A 25,868-nucleotide genomic window follows, 5' to 3' on the forward strand; every position below is an offset into this window, starting at 1 on the left:
CGGGAAAGCGGAACCTCCGGGACATTCGATGGAATCGCCTCGGCGGTAACGACTATCACGCAGGCGCTGTCCGCGGGCGGCGCGGCGAAGGTGCTCATCAGCGGCACCGCCGGTAGCGGAAAGACGTCGATTCTGGCGCGGGTTCGAGATGTCCTGAGCACCACGGGCTCTGCGCCGGTCAACCATGTCCCGGAGACAACGACCGGAAAAGGCTTGGGCCCATTCGTCATCGACGACGCCGACTCGCTCAGCGGCCCACAGCTCGATACCCTGCGTGCCGTCGTGGAGAACGATCCGACGGCCATCGTGGTGGTGGCCGCGACACCCCGGCGCCAGCCTGCGCTACGTGCACTGTTTCAGGCCTTGGAGCGCGAATCACCCACCATCGCGCTCGGTCCCGTCGACAAGGGTGATATCGCCAGGCTTTCGGCTCGCTCAGCAGCCTTCGCCGATGAGATCGCGACCGCCACCGGCGGAGTGCTGGCTCTGGTGGCGGCGGCCGTCGATCGCCTGGACGGCGCGGATTCACTCGAATCCGCACTGCGTGCGATCGATTCCCGCATCGACGAACAACTGCGCCGCCTCTCGCCGTCGGCCCAGGCCGCCGTGCTGCTGATGTCCCTGGACCCCGGCATCGGGGCCTCAGATATCGCTGCGGCGCTTGCACTTTCCGACGCCGAGGATCTGGTCGACGAGGCTCTGGGAAGCGGGCTGGTGCCCTCCCCTGGTCAGATCGCCTTCGCGGCCAGAGTGCACGGCTGCGCCACACGACTGCTGGGAGCGGCGCGGCACCTCGATCTCGAACGATCGCTGTTGCGCACGCAGCTCGACATCGGTTCGGTGTCCACCGACCTGGCTCTGGCCCTGGTAGCCCACGGATTGCGTGATACGCAGATCGCCGGACTGCTCGCCGAGTGGGCCGCAACCGAATCCGACCCCGTCACCGCGGCGGATCTGTACCGCGCCGCGCTGACCGCGGGCGCCGAGCCGGGCCCGATCAGGGTGCCGCTGGCCGAGTCGCTGGCGCGCGCGGGTGATCTGACCGCGGCGGCCACCCAGGCCGATGAGGTGCTTAACGCCACCGATCCAGGACATCGCGCGGCTGCCGTACGTATCGCGGCGGCCATCGCGTGCCACAACGGGGACTCCGGTCAGGCGGTCGCGTTGTACGACTGGCTGGGTACCGGCCTGGACGGCCTGACGGCCCTGTCCGCTGCGCCGGTTTTCGTGGGTGTCGGACAGTTGACGAATGCACGGAAAGTCTTGGAAGACAACGTGGGAGCGCCCCCTACGACATCGGCCACCGCGACGCGCAATGCCGCCCAGGGGGTCATCGCGTCGGTTGAGGGCCGTGGCCACGAGGCGCTGTCCATGCTCGGTCAGGCCGTCACGCAGCAGCCGTCGACGTCTTCCTTCACCCCGGACAGCATCGTCGCCCTGGCTGCGTTGACCATGCTGCACAGCGGCGAGACGGCGCGGGCCCGCGGCGTTCTCGCCGGGGCGATCCGTACCGACCTGCCCCACGACGTGTTCGCGGTGCGGCATCGCCTGCTCGCCGCCTGGATTGCCATGCTGTCCGGTGATCTGACCGGCGCCGCGCAATGGCTGCCTGAGGCCGACGCCGAGCTCTCCCGGCGCGATCGCCTGTTCGCCGAATCGCTACGGACCGGCATCGCCCGGCGCCACGGCGACACCGGTCCGCTACGCCAGCACTGGCAGGCCGCTATGGATGCGTTGTCGGCGTATTCGATCGACCTCTACACATTGCTTCCGGTTGGCGAGCTGTGGGTGGCGGCGGCACGGCTGCGCACCCTCGATGCCGTCACGCATCATGTCGACCGTGCATTCGCGATTCTGGCGCAGCTCGGCGATCCCATCGCCTGGTCTGCACCCTTGCGATGGGCAGGCGTGCATGCCGCGATCCTGACCAACTCTCCGGAGAATCTCGCCCCGCACGGGCAGGCGCTCGCCGCGGCCGCGGGAGTCAGCCCGTATGCGCGCACCCTGGCGACGGCCGGGCGCACGTGGCTGCGGGTGCTCGCCAACCAGGTGGACGGCGCCGAGGTCGATGGCGCCGCGCGGATGCTGGCCGATACCGGCCTCGGCTGGGATGCGACCCGCTTGGCCAGCCAGGCCGCGCTGCACGCGAACGACCCGAAGGTGGCCGCCGCGATGCTCGCGCTGGCCCGCGATCTGCGGACGCCGTCGGCCAATACTGACGGTCCCGACCCGGCTGCGGCGCCGTCCTCGGCCGGCGACTCGCCAACATCCACGCGTCTGTCGGATCGCGAGCGCGAGGTCGCCGAGCTGCTGCTACGCGGCCTTCCCTATCGCGATATCGGTGCGCAGCTGTTCATTTCGGCGAAGACCGTCGAGCATCACGTCGCCCGTATTCGCCGTCGCCTCGGGGCGGAATCGCGCTCCGACATGTTCTCGATGTTGCGGTCGATCTTGACCCCATAAATGCGACAAAGTTCACCCTGTACGGCGGGTTAGGTAAGCCTGACTAGGACTTTCGACTCAGTCAATGCGACGATGACCTCGCATCGGACACAAGTTACCCGCGAGTAACATTACACTTGTTACTGACGAGTAACTTCTCGGGACCGGGAGGTCAGCACCACCGTGAGTACCGCGACGCTCATTCTCGGAATCATCGGCGTCACCTACAGCCTGATCGCCTGGGGCTCGTTCTTCGGTGGCGTCGTGAAGATGCTCCGCGTCATCCTCTCGGGGCAGCCGGACGGCACGCGCTGGCGTCCGATCGTCCCGCGCGTCAAGACGGTGATCGTCGAGGTCGTCGCGCACACCCGGATGAACAAGTTCCGCACCGTGGGCTGGGCGCACTGGCTGGTAATGGTGGGCTTCCTGGGCGGCTTCCTGCACTACTTCGAGTCGTACGGCCAGACCTTCAACCCCGAATTCCACTGGCCTTTCTTCGGCGCCAGTTTTGCGTGGGAACTCTGGATCGAGTTCCTAGGTGTCGGCACGATCATCGGCATTGTCACGATGATCGTGATCCGGCAGCTCAACCATCCACGCAAGCCCGAGCGGCTGTCGCGCTTCGGGGGCTCCAACTTCATCGCGGCGTACACCATCGAAATGGTCGTGCTCAGCGAGGGCCTCGGCATGCTGCTGGTGAAGTCCGCCAAGATCGCGACCTACCACCACACCAACCCATACTCGGATCCGGTCAGCTCGCAGTTGGCGAAACTGCTGCCGGAGAGTCCACTATTGGTGTCGGCTTTCTCACTCTCCGTCATGTTCTTCGGCGGTCTGTTCCTACTCCTCGTCGGCCGCAACCTCGTCTGGGGTGTGGCCTGGCACCGGTTCGCAGCCTTCTTCAACATCTACTTCAAGCGCAACGCAGACGGCAGCGTCGCGCTGGGCGCGGCCAAGCCGATGATGTCCGGCGGCAAGGTCCTGGAAATGGAGAGCGCCGATCCGGACGTCGACGCCTTCGGCGCCGGCAAGGTCGAGGACTTCAGCTGGAAAGACCTGCTGGACATCACGACGTGCACCGAGTGCGGTCGCTGCCAGAGCCAGTGCCCCGCCTGGAACACCGGTAAGCCGCTGTCCCCCAAGCTGCTGATCACCTCGCTGCGCGACCACACCTACGCCAAGGCGCCCTACCTGCTGGCCGGTGAGGACAAGTCCAAGCTGAGTGAGGCCGAGGTCGCCGAGGGCGAGCGTCAGCTGGTCGGCGGCGAGGGTGCCGTCATCGACCACGAGGTGCTGTGGAGCTGCACCACCTGTGGTGCCTGCGTCGAACAGTGCCCCGTCGACATCGAGCACGTCGACCACATCATCGACATGCGCCGCTACCAGGTGCTCATCGAATCGGAGTTCCCCGGAGAGCTCGCGGGCCTGTTCAAGAACCTGGAGAACAAGGGCAACCCCTGGGGCCAGAACTCCAAGGATCGTCTCAACTGGATCGAAGAGGTCGACTTCGACGTCCCGGTGTTCGGCCAGGACGTGGACAGCTTCGCCGACTTCGAGTACCTGTTCTGGGTGGGTTGCGCGGGTGCCTACGAGGACCGCGCGAAGAAGACCACCAAGGCCGTCGCCGAGCTGCTCGCGCTCGCCGGAACCAAGTTCCTGGTGCTGGGCGCCGACGAGACCTGCACGGGTGACTCCGCCCGCCGCGCCGGTAACGAGTTCCTGTTCCAGCAGCTGGCCATGCAGAACATCGAGCTGCTCAATTCGGTGTTCGAGGGCGTGGAGCACAAGCAGCGCAAGATCGTGGTGACCTGCGCGCACTGCTTCAACGCACTCGGCAACGAATACCCACAGGTCGGTGGTGACTACCAGGTGGTGCACCACACGCAGCTGCTGAACCGCCTGGTGCGCGATAAGAAGCTGGTTCCCGTCGCACCGGTTTCACAAGACGTCACCTACCACGACCCGTGCTACCTGGGCCGTCACAACAAGGTGTACACCGCGCCGCGTGAGCTGATCGGCGCCTCGGGTGCCGCACTCACCGAAATGCCCAGGCACGGAGAGCGTTCCATGTGCTGTGGCGCCGGTGGCGCCCGCATGTGGATGGAAGAGCAGCTGGGTAAGCGCATCAATATCGACCGCGTCGACGAGGCCCTTGCCACACCTGCATCCAAGATCGCGACGGGCTGCCCGTTCTGCCGCGTGATGCTGACCGACGGTGTGACCGCCCGCGACGATTCCGCTGCCGTAGAGGTCGTCGACGTCGCGCAGTTGCTGCTCGAATCCGTGGGCCGTACCGATGACGTCCGGAAGGCATTGCCCGCCAAGGGCACTGCCGCTGCCGCGGCGGCCGAGAAGGCCGCCACCCAGGCCGCGGAGCCCGAACCTGTTGTCGCCGAAGAGGAAGCACCGGCAGCGGAGGCCACAGCGGCAGCGCCTGCGGCCGATGCCAAGCCCATCACGGGTCTGGGCATGGCGGGCGGGGCCAAGCGCCCCGGAGCCAAGAAAGCCGCGGCTCCCGCCGCCGAAGCCGCTACCGAAGCACCGGCTGCACCCGCCGCACCCGTCAAGGGATTGGGCATGGCGGGTGGCGCCAAGCGCCCCGGAGCCAAGAAGGCCGCCGCCCCGGCCGCCGAAGCCGCTACCGAAGCACCGGCCGCACCCGCAGCGCCCGCCGCGGCCGCACCACCGGTCAAGGGTCTGGGCATGGCAACCGGCGCCAAACGTCCGGGCGCCAAAAAGGGGACCCCGGCCCCTGCTGCCGAGGCGGCTCCGGTGGCCTCCGAGCCGGAGGCAGCAGCACCGGCAGCACCCGCCACCCCCGTGCCGCCCGTCAAGGGTCTGGGCATGGCGACCGGGGCCAAGCGCCCCGGAGCCAAGAAGGCGGCCCCCGCCGCTGCCCCAGCAGCGTCTGCGCCCGCACCGACGCCCGAGCCTGAAGCTGAGTCAGAGGCAGAGGCACCTTCCGCGCCCGCAACACCGGCAGCTCCCGCAGCTCCAGAGCCTCCCGTCAAGGGTCTCGGCATTGCCGCCGGTGCACGGCGTCCCGGCGCCAAGAAAGCGGCCCCTGCCGCGGCTACTCCCGCAGCAGAACCTGAGCAGCCCGCGGCCACGCCGGAACCTGCCGCACCGGCCGAAGCCCAGCCTGCGGAAGAGGCTGTGGAAGAGACCGCCGAGGCCCGCACGGCCCCGGAACCACCGGTGAAGGGCCTGGGTATGGCCCCGGGAGCACGCCGTCCAGGCCGCCGAAATTAGATATTGGCTGGACAGCAATGCCACCATTGAGACCGTGAGTACCGATAACTTGCCGACTGACGTGCCCGCGCGCGTGCCCGGTCTTTCCCCGCGGCAGCATCAACGGGTCTTTGCTCAGTCCACCAAGCTGCAAGACGTCCTGTACGAAATCAGGGGTCCGGTACACGCTCACGCCGCCCGGCTGGAGGCCGAGGGGCACCGCATCCTCAAGCTCAATATCGGCAACCCGGCACCGTTCGGTTTCGAGGCGCCCGATGTCATCATGCGCGACATCATCCAGGCGCTGCCCTATGCGCAGGGGTACTCCGATTCCAAGGGCATCCTGCCCGCGCGGCGCGCGGTGGTGACTCGCTACGAACTGGTCGAGGGATTCCCGTACCTGGACGTGGACGACGTCTACCTGGGCAACGGGGTATCCGAGCTCATCACCATGACCACCCAGGCGCTGCTCGACAACGGCGATCAGGTGCTCATCCCCGCGCCCGACTATCCGCTGTGGACCGCCGCGACCTCGCTGGCCGGCGGCACCGCGGTGCATTACCTGTGCGACGAGACCAACGGCTGGATGCCGGATATCGAGGATCTGGAATCCAAGATCACCGAGCGCACCAAGGCTCTGGTCATCATCAATCCGAACAACCCCACCGGCGCGGTGTACACGCGCGAAATCCTCACCAAGATGGTGGAACTGGCGCGCAAGCATCAACTGCTGCTGCTGGCCGACGAGATCTACGACAAGATCCTCTACGACGACGCCGAGCACATCAGCGTGGCATCGCTGGCCCCGGACCTGTTGTGTTTCACCTTCAATGGCCTGTCCAAGGCCTACCGGGTGGCAGGCTACCGATCGGCATGGCTGGCCATCACCGGCCCCAAGGATCACGCCGCCAGCCTGCTGGAAGGCGTCAACCTGCTGGCCAATATGCGTCTGTGCCCGAATGTTCCTGCGCAGCATGCGATTCAGGTTGCCCTCGGCGGGCATCAAAGCATCGACGACCTGGTGCTGCCGGGCGGTCGGCTCCTGGAGCAACGCGATGTGGCGTGGACCAAGCTCAACGAGATTCCCGGCGTCTCCTGCGTGAAGCCGAAGGGTGCGCTGTACGCCTTCCCGCGGCTGGACCCCGAGGTGCACGAGATCCACGATGACGACCAGCTGGTCCTGGATCTGCTGCTCAACGAGAAGATCCTGCTCACGCAAGGCACGGGCTTCAATTGGCCTGAGCCCGATCATCTTCGGATCGTCACGCTGCCGTGGGCCCGCGACCTTGCGGTCGCTATCGAGCGGCTGGGTAACTTCCTGGTGAGCTACCGCCAGTAAGCGCACCCCCTGCCGTCGACACGCCCGCTCGTGGCGAACATATGCGAGACAGAACCGCCGCAAGACGGCGTGTCGGCGCTATCAGGCGTGGGCTAGTTCTTCCACGCGCTTGCCCAGGCAGAACACCCGCCATCCGGCGTTGACCCATTTCGCGGCGTCCAGGCAATTGCGACCGTCCACAATGACTTTGGTGCGCACAACCTTGGCCAGCTCGTCCGGGTCGAAGTCGACGAACTCCTGCCATTCGGTGAGCAGCAGCACGGCGTCGGCACGATCGGCCGCCTCCACTACCGAGGTGGCGTAGTTCAGCGTCGGGAACAGGCGGCGCGAATTCTCCAGGGCCTTGGGGTCATACACGTTGACCGCGGCGCCATTGAGCTGCAGCAGCCCCGCGACATTGAGCGCGGGCGAGTCGCGGACATCATCGGACTCAGGCTTGAAGGCCGCACCCAGTACCGCGATGTTGGCGCCCAGCAGCGATCCGCCGCAGGCCTTGGTGGCAAGCTCCACCATCCGGGTGCGCCGGCGCATGTTGATGCTGTCGACCTCACGCAGGAAGGTCAGGGCGTGGCTGGCGCCCAGCTCACCCGCGCGGGCCATGAAGGCCCGGATGTCCTTGGGCAGGCATCCGCCGCCGAAACCCAAGCCCGCATTGAGGAATCGCCGCCCGATGCGCGGGTCGTACCCCAGCGCATCGGCCAGTGTGGTCACGTCGGCACCCACCGCCTCGCACACCTCGGAGATGGCGTTGATGAACGAGATCTTGGTCGCCAGGAATGCGTTGGCCGAAACCTTCACCAGTTCGGCAGTTTCCAGATCGGTCACCAGGAAGGGAACTTCCTCGTCGAGGATCGGTCCGTACAGTTCGCGGACCAGCTTCTCGGCACGGTCCGAATTCTGCTGCACCCCGAGCACGATGCGATCCGGGTGCAGGGTGTCCTTGACGGCATAGCCTTCGCGCAGGAACTCGGGGTTCCAGGCCACCTCGACGTCAACGCCTTCGGCCGCGAATCCGGCTGCCCGCTGACCAAGTTCGCGTGCGGTGCCCACCGGGACGGTCGACTTGCCGATGATGACCGCCGACTGGGTCAGCAGCGGAACCAGGGTGTCGATCACCGAGTGGACGTGACTCAGGTCCGCGCCGTATTCACCCTTCTTCTGCGGCGTACCGACGCCCAGAAAATGCACATCGGCGAATTCCGCAGCCTCGGCATAGCTGGTGGTGAAACGCAGCCGACCCGATGCGATGTTGCTCTGCAAGATCTTTCGAAGGCCGGGCTCGTAGAACGGGATGTCGCCGCCAGAGAGTTTGGCGACCTTACCTGGGTCGATGTCAATGCCGAGCACCTCGTGGCCAAGCTCGGCCATGCAGGCTGCATGGGTGGCGCCGAGGTATCCGGTTCCGAAAACGGTGCATCTCATACTGCCTATATAGGCCTCCAGGGTTAGCAACCTGGATACGCCGCACCATCGGTGTCCTAACGCCGGATGTACGGCGAAAAGCACTGTGAATTACGGATTAATGGCCGCCAAACTGCCAGGGAAAACCCGAGTTGGAGCCGCCGCCGGATCCGCCGCCCGATCCACCTCCGTGGGAGCCGCCGCTGTCGCCCCACCCGCCACGAGAACTGCCACTGTCGCCCCATCCACCGCGAGACACGCCTTGATCCCCCCAGCCGCCACGTGAGGACCCATTATCGGAGCCGCCGCGCGAGCCGCCGTCGCCCCAACTACCGCGACCGGATCCGCTGTCGGAACCACCGCGTGAGCCGCCACGGGACCCGCCGTCGGAGTTTCCACCGCCAATGGGAGGCAGGCCCGGAATCGAGATGATGGGCGGCTGCTGCGTCTGAGCGGGCGGTGTCCACGTCGGGGTGTACTCCGGCGGCGTATAGGTGGGCCGGTTACGCGGGGGTGCCCACCACGGATTCTCTTGGCGCCGCGGCTGCTCCCATACGGGCGGGAACAACGGAATCGGCACCGGCACGATGGCCGGTGGGGGTGCTACCGGCGCGGGTTCCTCGGGGGCTGGTGCTGCCGGTGGCGGGGGCGCCTCTGGCGCGGGTGCCGGGGCCTGGGGTGCGGGCTGTACAGGTGCAGGCTGTACGGGTGCAGGGGCGGCGGGCTTGGCTGCCGCCGGTGCGGGGTTGCGCTGCGGTGCAACCACTTGCTGCACCGGCGCGGGGGCCACAGGTGCCGGTGCCTCGGCCACCGGCGGCGGGGCTTGTTTGGGCGCCTCGGGCGGCAACGGGTTCTGGACGGGGTTCTGCACCACCGCGCGGTCCGGTGAGGTCGGGCCCTGGTCCACTGTGGAACGCACCGTCACGGTCAGCGATACGGCCAGCGCTATCGAGCAGATGCCAAAGACCAGCAGCAGCGGCGCCCCCACCAGCAAGAATGGCTTGCGTTCGGCGGGCTGGTCATCGGTGTCCTCGTATTCGCTCAGCTCGGTCTTGGCGTCCCCGAACTCGCCGGCACTTTCGGTGACAGCGTCGGGGTGCGCGAAGCCCGCGCCCGTGGGTCCCTCGAGTGAGTAGGCCTGTCCCAGCAGCGCGGTGCTGGCCTCAAAATCCGGTTCTTGCGCCGAGGCCAGCGCGGCGCCGCGGGCCAGTGCCAGCTCGGGCTGGTCCGGCGAGTTCACCGGCAGGGCGATCGCCTCGCCCAGTGGGTCGGTCAGATCGGAGACATCAGTGCCCAGGCCCAGCAGGAACACCCCGTCGGGCGCGTTGTCGTGGCCCTTGAGCGGGTTCACCAGGTTCGCCAATACCCCGGGGGTGACGCCGGTGATGAGCGGCTCGCTGGCCAGGCCGACGATCGATCCGTCGGCGGAGTCGACCACCGCCAGCGTCGCGTTCTCCGGCTCGATCACCAGCAGCGCCGACTTGTCGTACCCGGTGACATTGCTGGCAGCCTTGGCCAGCGCGCCTCCGGCGTGCAGGGCAGAGAAGAATTCGACGCCGTCGATCCCGCGGCTGGCCAGGGAATCGCGCAGCGCGGCGGCTTCGGCGTGATCGCTCCACACCACGCCGGTGGACACCAGGTGATGGCCGCCGTCGAGCATGCCGTCGCGGGTGCCGACGATCGCGGAAAGAACCTGTTCGGAGGCGGTGCCTTCGCCGTCGGAAACGATGATGGTGTCGGTGTCGACGATCCTGCCGTCGGCGCCCGCGCCCTCGACCAACACCAGCCGGGCAGTCGTCGGTGTCATCGAGACACCAAGTACGACGTCCACGTCAGATCCTCCGCTACATATCGAGACGGTCACCCGAACAAACGCGCCGAGGCCGTCAAAAAGTTCGAGTTGTTGCCGATTGTGTATCGGTGCGGCGCGTTTCCCCGTTACCCCAGCTAGGGGTTGATGAAGTTCTGGTAGGAGCGCGACGGGGTCGGACCGCGCTGCCCCTGGTACTTCGACCCTACCCCGGCACTTCCGTACGGGTGCTCGGCCGGCGATGTCAGGCGCAGCAGACACAGCTGCCCGATCTTCATGCCCGGCCACAACGTGATGGGGAGGTTGGCGACGTTCGAAAGTTCCAGGGTGATGTGCCCGGAAAAGCCGGGGTCAATGAATCCGGCGGTGGAGTGGGTCAACAGGCCCAGGCGCCCCAACGAGGACTTTCCCTCCAACCGTCCGGCGAGGTCGTCGGGCAGCGAGCAGACCTCCAGCGTGGACCCGAGCACGAACTCGCCGGGATGCAGCACAAACGGCTCACCCTCGTCCGGCTCTACGAGGCTGGTCAGCTCGTCTTGGCGTTGTTTGGGGTCGATATGCGTGTAGCGGGTGTTGTTGAACACCCGGAACAGGCTGTCGAGCCGAACATCGATGCTCGACGGCTGGATGAGGGCTGGATCAAGGGGCTCGATACCAAGACGCCCAGCGTCGAGCTCGGCGCGAATATCGCGATCGGACAGCAGCACGCGACGAGCCTACCGAGGAGCTGCCGGTACGCAGGGGCTCGGGCGGATGCGGCTACCCCTTGATGGCGATGACAGCTCCCGGCCGCAGCCAGCCGATGAGTCGTACCAGCGCGGCATCGTCGAGTGTCACGCATCCGGCCGAGGGCCCACCGTCGGAGGCGTGCACGAAGAATGCCGACCCACCGCCGGGTGTGCGTGATTTGTTGACGCCCATGACGATCGCGCGGGGGTATCCGTCCAGCTCTTCACTCAGCGAGGTGTCGAACGGGCAAGCGGATTGCGCGCACCGTTGGTGAGAGTTGTACCCCGGACTGGCGGGATCGCCGTCCCACCAGTCATCGGCATCCACCTGCAGATAGTTCAGGCCGTGCGCCACCGATGGTTCGGTGCCAAAGGCGTAGTCCAAACTGAAGACACCGGTGGGGGTCGCCGGATTGTCGTCGCTGGCGGTGTCCGCGAATCCGGTCGCACCGACATCGGAGGGCACGTTCTGTTCGATCGGTTCCCAAGCATTGCCCGAGCGCTGCCAGATGCCGATGACGGCCTTGGCGCCACCAGTCCCCTGGACCGATACCACTTGTGTTGCGGTACCGACAGATTCGGCAAACCACGGCGGCGGTGTGGCCTGGGCTGCGGCCGCCGGAACGACAGCGACCGGATGCGCCTCGGGGGCGGTGCCGCACGCGCCGGCCAGCAGCACAACGCTCAGCGGCAGCAGGCGGATCGGGCGCACTTATCCATGGTGCGGGTCAAACCTGAAAACCGCCTGTTAGTAACTAACCCTTAATGGCAATGACCGCACCGGGCCGCAGCCAGCCGATCAACTGCACGAGCATCCCGTCGTCGAGGGAGACACAGCCCGCGGTCGGTCCGCCGTCGGTGCTGTGCACGAAGAAGGCCGAACCACCGCCGGGAACCCGGTCCTTGTTTACCCCCATGACGATGGCGTGTTTGTACTGCGGGATCGGGAGGTTCTCGCTCTGCGCGGTGTTGAACGGGCACTCGGCCTTGGCGCACTGCTGATGCGTGTTGTACGTGGGGCTGTTGCTATCACCGTCCCACCAGTCGTTGGGTCCGATCTGGAGGTAACGCAGGCCGCTCGGGGGCGGCGGTGCGGTACCAAAGGCCCAGTCCAGTGAGTAGACGCCGTTGGGGGTGGCCGAGGCTCCTTCGCGTGCCTTGTCGATGAATCCGGCCGAGCCCACGTGAGCGGGAATCCCGGTGGATACGGCCTTCCATTCGTTGCCGCTGCGCTGGAACACATCGATCTTGGCTTTCGAGCCGCCCGCGCCGTTGACCGCGACCACCTGGGTCGCGTTGCCGACGGACTGGGCGAACCACGGCACGAAGGGTTCCGCGGCCGCAGATGTTGAGGTAGCCAGGGCGAGTATGGCCGCACACAGCAGCGTCACAAGACGGAACACGAGACCATCCTCGCTGATGTTGTTCTCGAATCCTTCAAGGTTGGGACACGGTTGCGCCACGGACCGATCGGTATAGTTCGGCCATGGACGCCGAGCTTGAAGAATGGAAAGCCGCCGGGCATTACTTCGATTACCTGGGTTTCGACATCTTCTACCGCGTTGAGGGCAGTGGGCCTCCCCTGTTACTCGTGCACGGTTATCCCTTCAACTCGTGGGATTGGGCACTGATCTGGCCCACGCTGGTGCAGCGGTTCACGGTCATCGCGCCGGACATGATCGGGATGGGCTTCTCCGACAAACCCGTTCAGTACGGGTATTCGGTTCTCGATCACGCCGATATGCACGAGGCGCTGCTGTCCTATTTGGGCATCGAGCGGATTCACCTGCTCACCCATGATCTGGGGAACTCAGTCGGCCAGGAGTTGTTGGCGCGCTTCGAGTTCGACGAGCAGTCGCGCGGCCGGGTGCCCATCGACTCGGTCACCTGGCTCAACGGCGGGCTCTTCATCGAGGCCTACCGGCCCCGTATCGCCCAGACCTTGATGTCTCGAACACCGTTGGGCGACTTGGTGAGCCGGTTCCAGGGCACGCCGCTATCGCGCCGGATCCTGGATGCCGCCGTCAGCGAGATGTTCGGCCCGGACACCAAACCGTCGCCACGGCTGCTGTCTTTGTTCCAGCAGGTGTTGGAGTACAACGACGGCGCGCGCGTCACCCATCAGGTGGGCCGATTCATCAACGACCGCTATGACAACCGGAGTCGATGGGTGCGGGCCATGCGCGAAACCGCCGTGCCGATGCGGATGATCGACGGACCGATCGACCCGAACTCCGGGTTGCACATGGCCGAGCGCTACCTCGAGGTCATTCACGACCCGGATGTGGTGCTGCTCGACGACAACATCGGCCATTGGCCACAGATCGAGGCGCCCGAGGCGGTGCTCACGCACTTTCTCGCACACATCGACCGGGTCACGCCTTAGGCGGGGCCGTATCCAGGTACGAGGAGAAGGTCGCGTAGTTACAGTCGGCCTCTCCGGTGCCGGTGGTGCTCTGGCACACCACCTTGTCGTTCAGGTAGATGCGCACCGTCACCGCCGCGTCTGGGGTCGCGGTGGAACGCCAATCGGCCTTGATCTCCGCGTGGTTGGGCGTCTTGGCGCCACGAGACAGATCGCCGACGGGCGCGTCGACCTTCCAGGGCAAGGTGACGCCGTCGGCGGGCTGCATCTCGGTGCCGTCCCAGTACTGCACGTTCGCCGTGGTCGCACTGGACGACGTGACTTCGTAGGTCACCGTCTTGTCATCCGCGTGTGCCGCCGCCGGGAAGCTAAGCGCGCAGGCTGAAGCCACGGCAGACGCGGCAAGTAGTTGACGGACGGTCATGGAACACCTCGAGATGTCAGTTAGGTTTACAGATCGTTAGGCAGGCTACAGGGATTTTCTGGGCGTCAGCTGAGGCCGCGATCCAGGGGTTTCCGCCCGACTACGTCAGCAAACCGTCAAGCGTCCGAACCATGAGGCGGGGCGACTTGAGGACCGGCCCCGCAACAGGGGCGCAGAGTGACCCCGGCAGCAAGAAGGATTCTCCTCACCGCCGAGTACGGGGCTCCGGAGGCCGTAGCCAGGTCGCGGATACTGGCGCCGGCTTGGTATCCCGCCGCGAGCTGCGCGCGTTCGGGGGTCATCACGGGTGCCGGCTTGGGGCGCTGTTCACGCCGGCGTTCGATTTCCGTGGCACCACCCCAAATCCCGTAGGGCTGGCGTGTCTGCAACGCGTAGGTCAGACAGACGGCCGCAACGGGGCATCGACGGCAGATGCTTTTGGCCTGTTGTTCGCGCATACGGCGCACGGATCTGAGCTCGCGATCGCATGGGAAGAACAGCTCCGGGTCCACGGAGGCGTGCCGACATCGGCCGTACATCTGCCAATGCGCATAATGGATATCTGGCGGTGGTGATTGCATAACCAGCTTTCGTTTTCGATACGCCGGGCAATCAACGGTTGCCGCGTCCGGACCACCAGCTGGTTGAGGCCCGATCTCTGAGCAGGGCCCAGCGCGGTCGGACATCTCCGACCTTCACCCCTGCGACAATAGGAAGCGACCGGCTCGGTGCCATCACCCTTTTCGGGTGATCTTCCGGCGCATGCGATAACGACGGGCGCGGAAAGTGACATAGGCCCAGTGGGTAGGGTCGGCCATCTGCGACGTCTTGAGAAGGAGGACTCGCCGGTGGATCGAGTCAATAGGCCGCTGACTGAGTTGGTGGAATTGCCGGGCGGCCCATTTTTCATGGGCTGCAACACCTTTTACCCCGAGGAACGGCCGGAGCGCACCGCGTCGGTCGATGCTTTCGCCATCGAGCGCCACCCGGTCACCAATGCTCAGTTCGCCGATTTCGTCACCGAGACCGGTTACGTCACGGTGGCCGAGAAGGCGCCCGACCCGGCGCTGTACCCGGGCGCGTCCCCCGACGATCTGGTCCCCGGCGCGATGGTGTTCCGGGCTACCAGCGGACCGGTGAACCTGCACGACTGGCAACAGTGGTGGGACTGGGTTCCCGGCGCTTGCTGGCGGCGGCCATTCGGGCCGGGCAGCGATATCGACGGCGCCCCAGATCATCCCGTTGTGCAGGTCGCCTACACCGATGCGACGGCCTACGCACGCTGGGCGGGCAGGCGGCTGCCCACCGAGGCCGAGTGGGAGTACGCCGCGCGCGGTGGCACCTCCACGATCTACGCCTGGGGCGACGAAGTGTCACCCGGGGGACAACTGATGGCCAATACCTGGCAGGGCAGGTTCCCGTACCGCAGCGACGGCGCACTGGGCTGGCACGGCACCTCCCCCGTCGGCACCTTCCCGCCCAATGACTTTGGCCTTCTGGACACGATCGGCAATGTGTGGGAATGGACGTCCACGCGCTTCGAACCGGGCGCCGAGGCGCCCACCTCGTGCTGCAGTCCTTCCGAGAATCCTGACCCCTCGGTGATACAGGCCCTCAAGGGTGGCTCGCATCTCTGCGCGCCCGAGTACTGCCATCGCTATCGGCCGGCGGCGCGCTCGCCTCAGTCACAGGACAGCGCGACCACCCACATCGGGTTTCGCTGCGTGCAGAGCCGGTCATGATTCCCGCCCGGTGACCATGCCCACCGGCGCGCCCATGATGGCGACAACAAGCGCGTACATGGTTCCGATGTCAGACTGATCCCGCGCTACGGCAACGCACGTGGCGGTATTGACTTGTCGGAGGAACTGTATGAAACGTGATGTTCGAGCCCAACTCGACGTAGACATCTTGGCACCGTCAACCTTGGAGTTCCAGGTCGCTGTGTCGCCGCTTCCCGGTGCCGAAGTGACGGAAACCATGTCGCTGGAGCTGAATGGACAACCGGTCGAGGCCCAGGAGGTCGCCGGCGAGCACGGCAACCGTATCCATCGGCTCTACGTCGGGCAGGGCAACCTCCAAGTCACTTATGAGGCAACCATTCTCGGACAAGCGGACGAAGTTCCGGTCGAGGCCGCGGATTTGTCGACCTACTTACGCCCGAGCCGCTACGCCGAAGCCGACAAGTTTTACGGTTTCGCGGCAACCGAATTCGGTGAACACACCGAACCCGCGGTTCTGCTGGAGAAAGTCTCATCCTGGGTCGGCTCACGGTTGACGTATTCACCGGGATCCAGCGATCCGATCGATGGTGCCGTCGATACCCTGCTGGCGGCCGCCGGCGTCTGCCGCGACTACGCGCACCTGGTGGTGGCGTTGCTTCGCGCCGTCAAGGTGCCCGCCCGGCTGGTCGCGGTGTACGCGCCTGGCTGTGACCCGATGGATTTTCACGCCGTAGCCGAGGCCGTCGTCGACAATCGCTGGCGCGTGGTGGACGCCACCTGCCTGGCCCCGCGACAAACAATGGTGCGCATCACCACCGGGCGCGACGCCGCCGACACGGCGTTCCTCGACAACCACGGCGGGCAGATCGTGCTGAACGGAACGTACGTCTCCGCCGTGGTCGACGGTGAGTTACCTCAGGATCATGTCGATCAGCTCATCTCCCTGCGATGACCACAGGGAGATGAGCTGACGACGGCTAGGAGTTCCCGGTCAACTTGTCCTTGACCGCGTCCACGCCTTCCTTGAGCTTGTCCGCGGCGTCGGTCAGCTTCTGCTTGACCGCGGCGATCCCCTGATCGAGCTGGCCTTCTGCCTTCAGATCCTCGTCACCCGTCGCGGCTCCAACGGCTTCTTTGGCGCGGCCCTTGAGATCCTCGGCCGTGTTCTTTGCGTCGTCAGCAATTCCCATGTGTTTCAAACCTTTCTGTATTCCACCCGCGCCAAGCACTAGTGGAAGGTTCATCACATCGATCTCCGGCAGTTATCGTCAACGCCATCTTCGACAGTACCCACGGATTCCGCCGCCGTGATGGGTTCCTTTCACCGCGCTGCCCCGAAGAATCACCCGAAAAGGGTGATGCTCACCCTGGCCGCCGCCATTAGCGTCGGTGTGAGCATGTCTATTCATATATTCACGCCCATCTTCGCGATCACCCTCCGTTTCCGGATCTTGGCGAGACACAATGAATCACGTTGATGAATAGCGCCGCGGTGACGCCACTGCAGACCCAGATTCTTCGCTCCGAAAGGACTACCCATGGAACCCGATAACGGGGGCAACGCCAAACCCACCGAGGACAACAAACGCGGAGGCCTCTCGCGGCGTTCGATTCTGGGCGGTATCGCGGCCGCCGGTGTCGGTGCCGCCGCGGCGACCGCCGCGATCAAGGGGTTCGAGGGCACCGATCACGCGACAGGTGCCGGTACCCCGGGAACCGGGCCCACCAATGAGGACTTCCACGGGAAGATCGCCCTCGACGTGCGCGACTCGACACCCGACTGGACTCCGTACGAATTGAAGCGCGCGCCGGAAGGTGCACCCAACATCCTGGTGGTGTTGTACGACGACACCGGGCTGGCGGCCTGGTCGCCATTCGGCGGACGTATCAATATGCCCGTCATGCAGCGCCTCGCCGATAACGGGCTGCGGTACTCGCAGTGGCACACCACCGCGCTGTGTTCACCGACGCGGTCCTGCCTGTTGACCGGCCGCAATCATCATGTGAACCGTTCGGCATCGATCACCGAGGCCTCCAATGGATTCCCCGGTGCCGCGGGACGGCTGCCCGCGGAGTGCGCCACCATCGGGCAGGTGCTGCAGGACAATGGATACAGCACCTTCTGGGTCGGCAAAAATCACAACGTGCCCGTCGAAGACATCGCCGGTGGGGGCAGCCGGTCCGAGTGGCCACTACAGAAGGGCTTCGACCGCTTCTACGGGTTCTTGGGTGGGGAGACCAACAACTGGTACCCCGACCTGGTCGAGGACAACCGGTTCATCGAGCCACCGTCCACCCCTGAAGACGGCTATCACCTATCCAAAGACCTTGCCGACCAAGCACTTCGGATGCTGCGCGACCAGCGCGCCACCAACCCGTCCAAGCCCTGGTATCTGTGGTACTGCCCCGGCGCCAACCACGCACCGCATCACAGCCCCGCCGAGTACACCGAAAAGTACAAGGGCAAGTTCGACGACGGCTACGAGGCCTACCGCGAATGGGTGCTGGCCCGCATGGTCGAGAAGGGCGTCCTCCCCAAGGACACCAAACTCACGCCGCTGAACCCGATGCCCGCAGAGGTCGCCAACGAGGCGGACTCTGTGCGCCCGTGGAACACCTTGAATGCCGACGAGAAGCGCCTCTTCTCGCGAATGGCCGAGGTGTATGCCGGGTTCTCCGAGTACACCGACGCTCAGGTCGGAAGGGTTATCGACTACCTCGAACAGACTGGCCAGCTGGACAACACCATCGTGTTCTACTGCGCGGACAATGGCGCCTCGGGCGAGGGCTCTCCGAACGGCTCGGTGAACGAGAACAAATTCTTCAACGGCTATCCCGATGAGCTGTCGGAGAACATGAAATATCTGGACACACTGGGCAGCCCCGATACCTACAACCATTACCCCACGGGATGGGCGGTGGCTTTCTCCACGCCGTTCCAGATGTTCAAGCGCTACTCGCAGTTCTCCGGCGGCACGTGCGACCCACTGGTGATCCACTGGCCCAAGGGCATCAAGGACAAGGGTCAGGTGCGCCACCAGTACCACCACGTCACCGATATCGTGCCGACCATCCTCGACGTAACGGGCCTGCAGATGCCCGAGACCTATCGCGGCGTCAAGCAGTACCCCGTGAACGGGGTGTCGATGCGGTACAGCTTCGAGAAGGCGGACGCTCCCACCACCAAGAAGCGGCAGTACTACGCAATGCTGGGCACCCGCGGAATCTGGGAGGACGGCTGGAAGGCGTCGGCCCTGCACGCACCGATCAGCGGCAAGGGCCATTTCGACCAGGACAAGTGGGAGCTGTATCACGTCGACGAAGACCGTTCCGAGTCAAAGAATCTGGCCGACCAGCATCCTGACAAGCTCAAGGGTCTGATCGCGGCCTGGTTCGACGAAGCAGACAAGAACTTCGTGCTGCCCCTCGATGACCGGTCGGCCACCGAGCTACTGACGATCGAGCGGCCCTCGGCCGAGCCTAAGCGCAACCGTTACATCTACTACCCCGGTACAGCACCCGTGCCCGAGGCTGTGGCGGTCAGTATCCGCGGCCGGTCGTACAAGATCATCGCCGATGTTGACACCACCAAGGATGCGCAGGGCGTGATCTTCGCGCACGGCTCACGCTTCGGAGGGCACGCCCTGTTCATCAGGGACGGCAAGCTGCACTACGTCTACAACTTCCTCGGCATCAAGCCGGAGCAGGTGTTCATCTCACCTCCGCTGATTCCCGGTAAGCGGACACTCGGTATGGAGTTCGTCCGCCACGACAAGGGCAAGTACGGCGAATCCCTGGGCACAACAAACCTTTACGTGGACGGAAAGCTGGCCGCGACCGGTCCGATGCGGACGCAGCTGGGTAACTTCACCCTTTCCGGCGATGGGTTGTGTATCGGTTACGACAGCGGAGACAATGTTTCGCAGTTGTACACCCACCCCGGGACGTTCACGGGAGGCACCATCAAGGGTGTCGCGATCGATGTCAGCGAGGAAACCTTCGTTGACCTGGAGCAGGAAGCGCGGGCCGCTTTCGCGCGGGACTGAGCTCGCACGCGGGGTGAAATGCCGCCGGGCCCGGGCTGACCATCGGGAAGCTGGTCGGTCCGAGCCCGGTGGCTCCATTCGCCGATAATGCGCTTGCGTTGAAGTCCCCTCGCGACGACATTTGTCAGCGGACGTAGCGCTATCAAGGTGAGGAGTCCTCGTGCACCGACCGGAGAAGTTCGCGAGGACGGTGGTTGAGCGGCGGGCAGAGCTGGCGGATATCCCCGCGCTGGTGCAGCTGAGGGAATCCATGTTTTCGGCCATGGGTCTGCCAGAGTCCTCGGGTTGGCAAGTTGCCGCCGCGCGCTGGTTCGCCAGACAGCTGGACAGTCCACACGTGGGCGTGTTTGTGGTCGAGCTGGACGGCGAAGTCGTTTCCGGTGCAATAGGTGTGATTAGGGATCTGATTCCGTCGCCGACAGTGCCAGACGGTTGCGAGGTATCGATCAGTAACGTCTGCACCTTGCCGACGGTGCGCGGTCACGGATATGCACGGATGGTGTTCAAAGCGGTGCTCGACTGGGCGCAGGGCCAAGGCGCTGCACGGGCCGAGCTGATGGCCGTTCCAGCGGGGCGCCGACTCTACGAATCATTGGGTTTTACCGAGGTCGACCACCCCGCCATGCGGATGACCTTCACACCTCAGCCCAGCTAACGGCGAGTCTCATTGCATCAAAATCGGTTGTCCTAATTGCCCTTTCCCAGACTTATGAGACGAAGCACGGTGGAGGAAGGCATCCATCAGACCAAAGGAGATCCAGATGATGCGCGAACCTGACATCTGCGATCGGCCGCACCCCGGTGTGGGCTGCTTCGTGGTGAAGGACGGCCGGTTTCTGATGGGGCGGCGCCGTGGCGCCCACGGCGCAGACACCTGGTCGGTGCCAGGTGGCTGGATCGAGCGGGGTGAGAGTCCGGAATCGGCAGCGATGCGCGAGGTCTGGGAGGAAACCGGCATGCGAGCCACCGATGCGCATGCCGTCGGCGCCACGACAACTGTCCATGCTGAAGGTTTGTGTTCTCTGACGGTGTGGGTTGTTTCGCGTTGGGAATCCGGCGAACCGATCTGCATGGAACCTGACAAATTCGTTGAACAGCGTTGGTGTGCACTGGAAGAAGGCCTGCCCACACCACTATTCGACGTATGGGCTGATCTACTGGCCTCGCCCACCTACGCGCGTCTACGCGAGGTGTTGGCCGCCAGCCCGTATGCATGACGGCGCCAAAGTACAGGCTGATTAAACTCACCACGAATTCAAGCTGCGGGACTACGGCAGTAGGTATCCCGTCGCCCATACAGCCAAATCTTCACCGCGACTTCGTTTAACGTCCAAACCCACTCCCCTCATTTGTTCGATCGTCGCTATCTACTTCCGTGATCCGATTGCGCAGCTTCTTGATTTCCGAGTGGTTTGGAGTATCCGGTGGTCGATTTGGGCACATTGCTATTGCGGACGGGCGCTGGAGCGCTGCTGATTACGGCGGGATGCCTGGTGGGCGCGAGTGCGGCGCAGGCCGCGCCGTCCGGCGACGGCCCCGGAGCTCATGGGGCAGAGTCGGCCAGTGGAGCGAAATCCAGCTCGGGCGCGACGTCTTCGGGTGAGTCCACTGCTCCCGCCGGGACCTCCACAGCCACAGATTCCGTCAACACCAAGTCCTCCAAGGAATCACAACGCTCCGTCACCCTTCACAATTCGCACGACGCAGCAGATTCGTCCAGCACAGCAAGCCCTGGCAGCTCCGCCACGGCGCAGCAGAAATCCCCCAGTGCCCCGTCGCGGACCAACACTCTCACCAGCACGAAACCAAGTACCGCAGGCGCATCCAGCGCCAGCCGCGAACCACACACGGATGCCAGCCAGACGACGGCGTCCGAAACCGCTCGCGAGGCAACCACCGCGACCAAACCGGTCGACGGCTCCAAGGCGCCCGCGCAGACTCTGTCAGGTCACGACACGACGGTCGGCGACCCGAAAGCACCTGAGGCGCAAGTTTCTCGGACCAAGACCTCCGAGCCGGAAGCACTTCCCGCCGCCGCTGGCGCCCCCAACGCACAGACGCAACAGGCGGGCAAAAGGACGTCCGCCCGAAGCACGGAGCCTGCCGTCACTGCACCACTTCACACCGCAGCCGATAGCGAGCTGGCCAACAAGGTCACCTCTACTGTCAGCATCACTCGACGCGCGCCGACAGCAACCCTCACCGATACGGTCGCACCAAAGCACCTGGCAACAGTCGAGCTGCCACGACGCCAGTCGGCCACAGCCGAAGCAGCGCTGGCGCCCATAGCCTTAGCGCCAACGACTTCCGTCTCCACGGCGCTGGCACCTGCCCTCCCCGCGCCGGTCGCCCCGCTTGCACCACCGGCGCCCGCGCCGGTTCCGGTGCCAGTCAATCCACCGGCGCCCACCGGTGGAACCAGCTCCGTCACGTCGACCTCTGTCAACACCCGTAAGCGCGGGGAGAGCGCCGGCGATACCGTGACCCAGGAACCCGTGAACAAGGTGCTGGTGATCGGTGTTGACGGCACCAACATGAGCAAGATTCTTGATGCGCAGACACCCAACTTCCACGAGTTGATGCAAGAGGGAACCACTGGCGTGTCAAGTATCGCCGGGCATACCACCATCTCCGCGGACTCATGGACGACGATCCTGACCGGCGTATGGGACACCAAACACGGCGTAACCAACAACGGCATCACCAACGACTTCACCCGATTCCCTTCCGTCTACACCCAGATTGAAAGGGCCAAACCGGAACTCAAGACTGCATCGATAGCTGACTGGAACGTGCTGGAAAAGATTGCGCGGGGAGGTATCGGCGCCGACCAGGTTGTCCGCACACCCGCTATCGCCGGTGACGATTCCGAAAGCCAACTCGATGCGCAGACCTCGGCCAACGTCGCCAAGTCAATCCAGAACGACGGCCCCGACTTTCTCTTCACCCATCTGGACCAGGTGGACCATGCCGGCCACCTCTACGGCGGTGGATCTCAGCAGTACATCGGCGCACTTGAACGCACAGATACCAACGTCGGCACCATCATGGACGCGGTCCGGGCCCGGGAAGCGGCGACCGGCGAGAAGTGGACGGTGCTGGTGGTCACCGATCACGGACACCGTCCAGAGTTGGGTGTCGGGCATGGATTCCAGTCTCCGAACGAGACATCCACCTTTGTGATCGCCCGCGGCCCAGGCTTCACACCCGGCCAGATCAACCCGTCGTTCGGAATTGACGACATCACTCCGACCGCCCTGGGACTACTCGGAGTGCCGTCGCTTCCCGACTCCGACGGCACCGACCTGCGGTCACTCGTCGACCACGCCAGCACGCCAACCAATCGCAAGACGGCAATCAGCGACATGGTCAACGCCAACCACTATCCAGACCTGCTCACCCGGCTGCGGCTCGGAATCCGTTCGGTGATCAGCCTTCCCGCTGGCCCACTGCTCGACGGAATCGTCGATGGTGTCAACGGGGTACGGCAGCAGCTTGACGCGGTGGGCTCCTCCGGAGTGCCCGTGTTCTCGCAACTCGCCAGCGCCACGAGTTGGGCATTGGGGGCCTTCAACCAGGGACTCACGGCGGTGACCAACACGGTCGTCACGGTGGTCAACCGTCTCACTGGCGCGGGAGTCGTCGACGCTGCGCCCGGTGACAACGACCGCAGCCTGCCCCAGCAGGTGCTGCCGGCCCTCTGACCTAGTTGTCAGTGCGGCGCAATGCCGATGGCTTCACGGCGGTTCGATACCTGCAGTTTCTGGTAGATGGAACGCTGATGTGTCTTCAGGGTGTTGACCGACACCGACAGCTTCGCGGCGATCTCCGCTGCCGTCATCGGAGTCCGCAGGTATGCCAACACTTCTCGCTCCCGTGAGGTGAGTGCTGCGGCAGGGTTCTCCGTTGCGCCCGTCTCGCAGGCCAACAAGCACTCGGCGAGAAAGTCCGGATATGCGGTCCGTGAGCTGTGCGCCCCCAACAGCTCACGACACGACTGATCGGCGTTGTCCAGGAACGGGTAGCGCACGGATTCCGGTGCGGCCAGCGCGAGCGACTCCTCCAGGAGCCGGTGGGCTCGGGCATTGTCGGCCCGTTCCCACGCCAGCAGCGCACCGATCAGGGCGGCATAGGCACGCGTGTACGTGGCCACCGACTCGCCACGTGCATTGTCGGCCAGGGTCTGTGCGAGATCGGCGTTCCCGAGCCTTCGACATATACCCGCAACCATCGCAGAGGCGGTCGGCAGTGGGGTGACGTCGACGAGCCTCGCCGCGAGCTGTAATGCCTCGTGCGAGTGCCCCCGCATTTCGGCGATCCTCGCGAGTGCAGCGGCGCGGAAACTGCCTATCGGGACGGCCCTGTTGTCTCCCTCACCGATGCGCATGGCCACCGCTTCCAGTTGCGGGAGGGACAAATCGCATCCCTGGTTCCGCAGAGCTGCAGCACTGAACACCAACATCATGCGCCCGATGTCCGGGTAACCATCGCCTACCGCAGCATCCGCCACGGCGAAATCCTCGAGCGCCCCAGCCAGGTCACCCTGCCACATCTGGATGAATCCTGTTGTGAGACAGGATACCCCACCTCCTTCGTGGGAAAGCCAGGGAACCTCTGCCATGCTGAGTGACTGCAGGGCACGGCCGAACTGCCCGGCGTGGACATAGGCGAAGGCCAGGCTCTCGGAGGCCCTATCCGCGACCGCCGTCAGACCCAGCGTGCGGCATTCCTGTGCCGCCGACTCCAGCAGCCGCATCGAGTAACCGACGTCTCGCCGCAACCTGGTTTCGGCCCAGCCCAGCAGGAACAGTGCGCACGCATATACGCGGTCGGGCACGAGTGCACGATCGGTGAGAGCTTCGGATACCGCGTCGACAGCGGCCGCCATGACACTGTGATCGTCGGAGATCAGGATGCGGCTCAGATTCGCGACAAGGCGTACGCGCCGAGACTCGACGTGGCCATGCGCCAGGTCCTGGGCGCGTTCGAAATGCAGCTGTGCGCCCAGGCGATCACCGGCGACCTCCCGGCAGCAGGAACGCACCATCGCAATGTCGGCGGTCTCGCCGAATGCGTCGGCCACCGCGATGCAGGCACTCTCCAGTGCCACGGATCGGGCTTCCAGCAGCAGTTCGAGCCAGTGATCGGTGATTACCTCTGCGGCCAACCGCCCGTCCGCCCCGCGAACGGCATGCTCGACGGCATCCAACGGGTAGCGGTCACGCAACTCGCGTGCGGCCAGCAGGTTCAAGGCACTCCATCGCGCCGGGTCCGACTGCCTGAGCACTTCTCCACATCCGTGTGCGAACATCGAATGCCATTGGTAGATAGCATCTTCGCCAGATCCGAATCGTTCGATGAACAGGCCGGAGGTCGCGCATTCGGCGAGCAGTCCCGCGGCATCGGCTCGCCCGGAGAGCGCGGCGGCCAGGCGTTCATCCACCCGGGTGCATACCGTGGCGGCCAGCACGAATTCGGCAAGCTCGGGGCGCAGCCGCGCGAGAACGGCGGCACGGATGTATTCACTGAGTTCGAGATCATCTAGGGCACTGGGCATCTCGCTGTCCAAGAGCGCCAGCCGCACGGCCGCGGGCCAGCCTCCGGTGCTGTGCACAATGCGTTCGGCATCCCCGGCGGCAAGGTCCTGCTGGTGCACATGGCCGGCGGCCGACAGCACATCCTCGGCGGTGAAAGCCAATTCGCCCGCCGTCACCACCGCCACCTGACCATGCACCCGCAGCCTGGTGAGCAACGCCTCCGGCGCCACTGTGGTGACCAAGACCAACCGCAGCCAGGGCGGGCCGTGCTCGATGAACTCGACGAACTCCGTGGACTGTGTGACTCCGATGGCCTTCTGGAAATCGTCGAGCACGACCGTGACCGGGCCCGGCATCTGGATCGTCGACAGGGCGGTGAAGACCAGTCCCAGGGATGGCAACTCGAAGGCGGTAGCCAGTGCCCGCCGGACCTGGGCGTCGTCACCGTCACCCGCCGCGTGCCGCAGCGCCGTCATGATGCCGCGGATCAGCTCCGGGAAGTCTGCCGCCTGCTCCGTCACCGTCAGCCACCCGACCGAGCCCGGATGGTGCTGCCGCTGCGCGGCGGCCCATTGCCCCACCGCGACCGTCTTACCGAACCCGGATGGGGCGAGCACCACGACCGCCCGAGACTGCTGAACGTGCAGGTCAAGAGCACGATGCACATCCGTGCGGGCGATCATTCCCGGGCCCGATGACGGTGGCGTGGCCAAGAACCATGGGGCCGGGCTCCATGCCGTCGAGCCGGCGGGCGTCCCGCCTGCGGTCAGGTCGTCGCAGCCAGCCATCCGTTCATTGTCTCCGGAACCGCTGAACCCGAG

The 25,868-nt window shown here is 65.1% G+C and carries 19 protein-coding genes; 10 read left to right on the forward strand and 9 right to left on the reverse strand.

The window, feature by feature from the left end:
* Positions 1-66: 66 nt before the first annotated feature.
* The 3 genes from iniR (at position 67) to RHO23_RS18390 (ending at position 7,012) form a co-directional block, all read left to right on the forward strand.
* The gene (gene iniR / locus RHO23_RS18380; protein ID WP_423489253.1) at positions 67-2,463 is read left to right on the forward strand and encodes an isoniazid response ATPase/transcriptional regulator IniR; all 2,397 of its coding nucleotides are present in this window, start codon (positions 67-69) and stop codon (positions 2,461-2,463) included.
* A gap of 162 nt (positions 2,464-2,625) precedes the next feature.
* Positions 2,626-5,694 carry a (Fe-S)-binding protein gene (locus RHO23_RS18385; protein WP_423488142.1) on the forward strand — a complete coding sequence of 1,023 codons (3,069 nt, stop codon included), beginning with the start codon at positions 2,626-2,628 and terminating at the stop codon, positions 5,692-5,694.
* A 7-nt stretch (positions 5,695-5,701) separates the two neighbouring features.
* Positions 5,702-7,012, forward strand: coding sequence for a pyridoxal phosphate-dependent aminotransferase (locus RHO23_RS18390; RefSeq protein ID WP_423489254.1), 1,311 nt, complete (start codon positions 5,702-5,704; stop codon positions 7,010-7,012).
* Between the two features lie 81 nt (positions 7,013-7,093).
* Here the strand turns inward: RHO23_RS18390 and RHO23_RS18395 are convergent, their stop codons facing one another.
* The 5 genes from RHO23_RS18395 to RHO23_RS18415 form a co-directional block, all read right to left on the reverse strand.
* Positions 7,094-8,434 carry a UDP-glucose dehydrogenase family protein gene (locus RHO23_RS18395; RefSeq protein WP_057965435.1) on the reverse strand — a complete coding sequence of 447 codons (1,341 nt, stop codon included), beginning with the start codon at positions 8,432-8,434 and terminating at the stop codon, positions 7,094-7,096.
* Positions 8,435-8,531: 97 nt separating this feature from the next.
* Positions 8,532-10,244, reverse strand: a complete 1,713-nt coding sequence (locus RHO23_RS18400; RefSeq protein WP_264920453.1) for a DUF7159 family protein — start codon at positions 10,242-10,244, stop codon at positions 8,532-8,534.
* A gap of 116 nt (positions 10,245-10,360) precedes the next feature.
* Complete coding sequence (gene dcd / locus RHO23_RS18405) at positions 10,361-10,930, reverse strand: dCTP deaminase (RefSeq protein ID WP_030097194.1); 570 nt, start codon at positions 10,928-10,930, stop codon at positions 10,361-10,363.
* Between the two features lie 52 nt (positions 10,931-10,982).
* Positions 10,983-11,663, reverse strand: a complete 681-nt coding sequence (locus tag RHO23_RS18410; protein WP_109394504.1) for a L,D-transpeptidase family protein — start codon at positions 11,661-11,663, stop codon at positions 10,983-10,985.
* A gap of 43 nt (positions 11,664-11,706) precedes the next feature.
* Positions 11,707-12,414 carry a L,D-transpeptidase family protein gene (locus RHO23_RS18415; protein ID WP_078284845.1) on the reverse strand — a complete coding sequence of 236 codons (708 nt, stop codon included), beginning with the start codon at positions 12,412-12,414 and terminating at the stop codon, positions 11,707-11,709.
* Between the two features lie 23 nt (positions 12,415-12,437).
* On the opposite strand from RHO23_RS18415, the gene RHO23_RS18420 reads away from it, so the two are divergent.
* Positions 12,438-13,337, forward strand: a complete 900-nt coding sequence (locus RHO23_RS18420) for an alpha/beta fold hydrolase (protein WP_030097199.1) — start codon at positions 12,438-12,440, stop codon at positions 13,335-13,337.
* Here RHO23_RS18420 and RHO23_RS18425 read toward each other — a convergent pair.
* Positions 13,327-13,740, reverse strand: coding sequence for an MmpS family transport accessory protein (locus RHO23_RS18425; protein ID WP_030097200.1), 414 nt, complete (start codon positions 13,738-13,740; stop codon positions 13,327-13,329). The two genes, RHO23_RS18420 and RHO23_RS18425, sit on opposite strands and share 11 nt — an antisense overlap.
* A 116-nt stretch (positions 13,741-13,856) precedes the next feature.
* Positions 13,857-14,426: a WhiB family transcriptional regulator gene (locus RHO23_RS18430; protein ID WP_423488143.1), complete on the reverse strand. Its 570-nt coding sequence runs from the start codon at positions 14,424-14,426 to the stop codon at positions 13,857-13,859.
* Positions 14,427-14,588: 162 nt separating this feature from the next.
* On the opposite strand from RHO23_RS18430, the gene RHO23_RS18435 reads away from it, so the two are divergent.
* Positions 14,589-15,482, forward strand: coding sequence for a formylglycine-generating enzyme family protein (locus RHO23_RS18435; RefSeq protein WP_423488144.1), 894 nt, complete (start codon positions 14,589-14,591; stop codon positions 15,480-15,482).
* A 130-nt stretch (positions 15,483-15,612) separates the two neighbouring features.
* On the forward strand, positions 15,613-16,416 hold the full coding sequence (locus RHO23_RS18440) for a transglutaminase-like domain-containing protein (protein WP_030097202.1): 804 nt from the start codon (positions 15,613-15,615) through the stop codon (positions 16,414-16,416).
* 25 nt (positions 16,417-16,441) lie between these two features.
* On the opposite strand, the gene RHO23_RS18445 is transcribed toward RHO23_RS18440, so the two are convergent.
* Positions 16,442-16,654, reverse strand: coding sequence for a CsbD family protein (locus tag RHO23_RS18445; RefSeq protein ID WP_423488145.1), 213 nt, complete (start codon positions 16,652-16,654; stop codon positions 16,442-16,444).
* A gap of 348 nt (positions 16,655-17,002) precedes the next feature.
* On the opposite strand from RHO23_RS18445, the gene RHO23_RS18450 reads away from it, so the two are divergent.
* The 4 genes from RHO23_RS18450 to RHO23_RS18465 all read left to right on the forward strand — a co-directional run bounded on the left by RHO23_RS18450 (position 17,003) and on the right by RHO23_RS18465 (position 23,214).
* Entirely contained in the window at positions 17,003-19,510 is a 2,508-nt protein-coding gene (locus RHO23_RS18450) for an arylsulfatase (RefSeq protein ID WP_423488146.1), read from the forward strand.
* Positions 19,511-19,670: 160 nt separating this feature from the next.
* The gene (locus RHO23_RS18455) at positions 19,671-20,165 is read left to right on the forward strand and encodes a GNAT family N-acetyltransferase (RefSeq protein WP_206193556.1); all 495 of its coding nucleotides are present in this window, start codon (positions 19,671-19,673) and stop codon (positions 20,163-20,165) included.
* A gap of 106 nt (positions 20,166-20,271) precedes the next feature.
* Positions 20,272-20,727: a nucleotide triphosphate diphosphatase NUDT15 gene (locus RHO23_RS18460; protein ID WP_423488147.1), complete on the forward strand. Its 456-nt coding sequence runs from the start codon at positions 20,272-20,274 to the stop codon at positions 20,725-20,727.
* A gap of 207 nt (positions 20,728-20,934) precedes the next feature.
* Complete coding sequence (locus RHO23_RS18465; protein WP_423488148.1) at positions 20,935-23,214, forward strand: alkaline phosphatase family protein; 2,280 nt, start codon at positions 20,935-20,937, stop codon at positions 23,212-23,214.
* An 8-nt stretch (positions 23,215-23,222) separates the two neighbouring features.
* Here the strand turns inward: RHO23_RS18465 and RHO23_RS18470 are convergent, their stop codons facing one another.
* Positions 23,223-25,835, reverse strand: a complete 2,613-nt coding sequence (locus RHO23_RS18470; protein WP_423488149.1) for a LuxR C-terminal-related transcriptional regulator — start codon at positions 25,833-25,835, stop codon at positions 23,223-23,225.
* Positions 25,836-25,868 lie beyond the last annotated feature (33 nt).

The sequence above is a fragment of the Mycobacteroides sp. PCS013 genome, assembly GCF_049532645.1.
GTDB classification, from domain to species: Bacteria; Actinomycetota; Actinomycetes; order Mycobacteriales; family Mycobacteriaceae; genus Mycobacterium; species Mycobacterium gwanakae.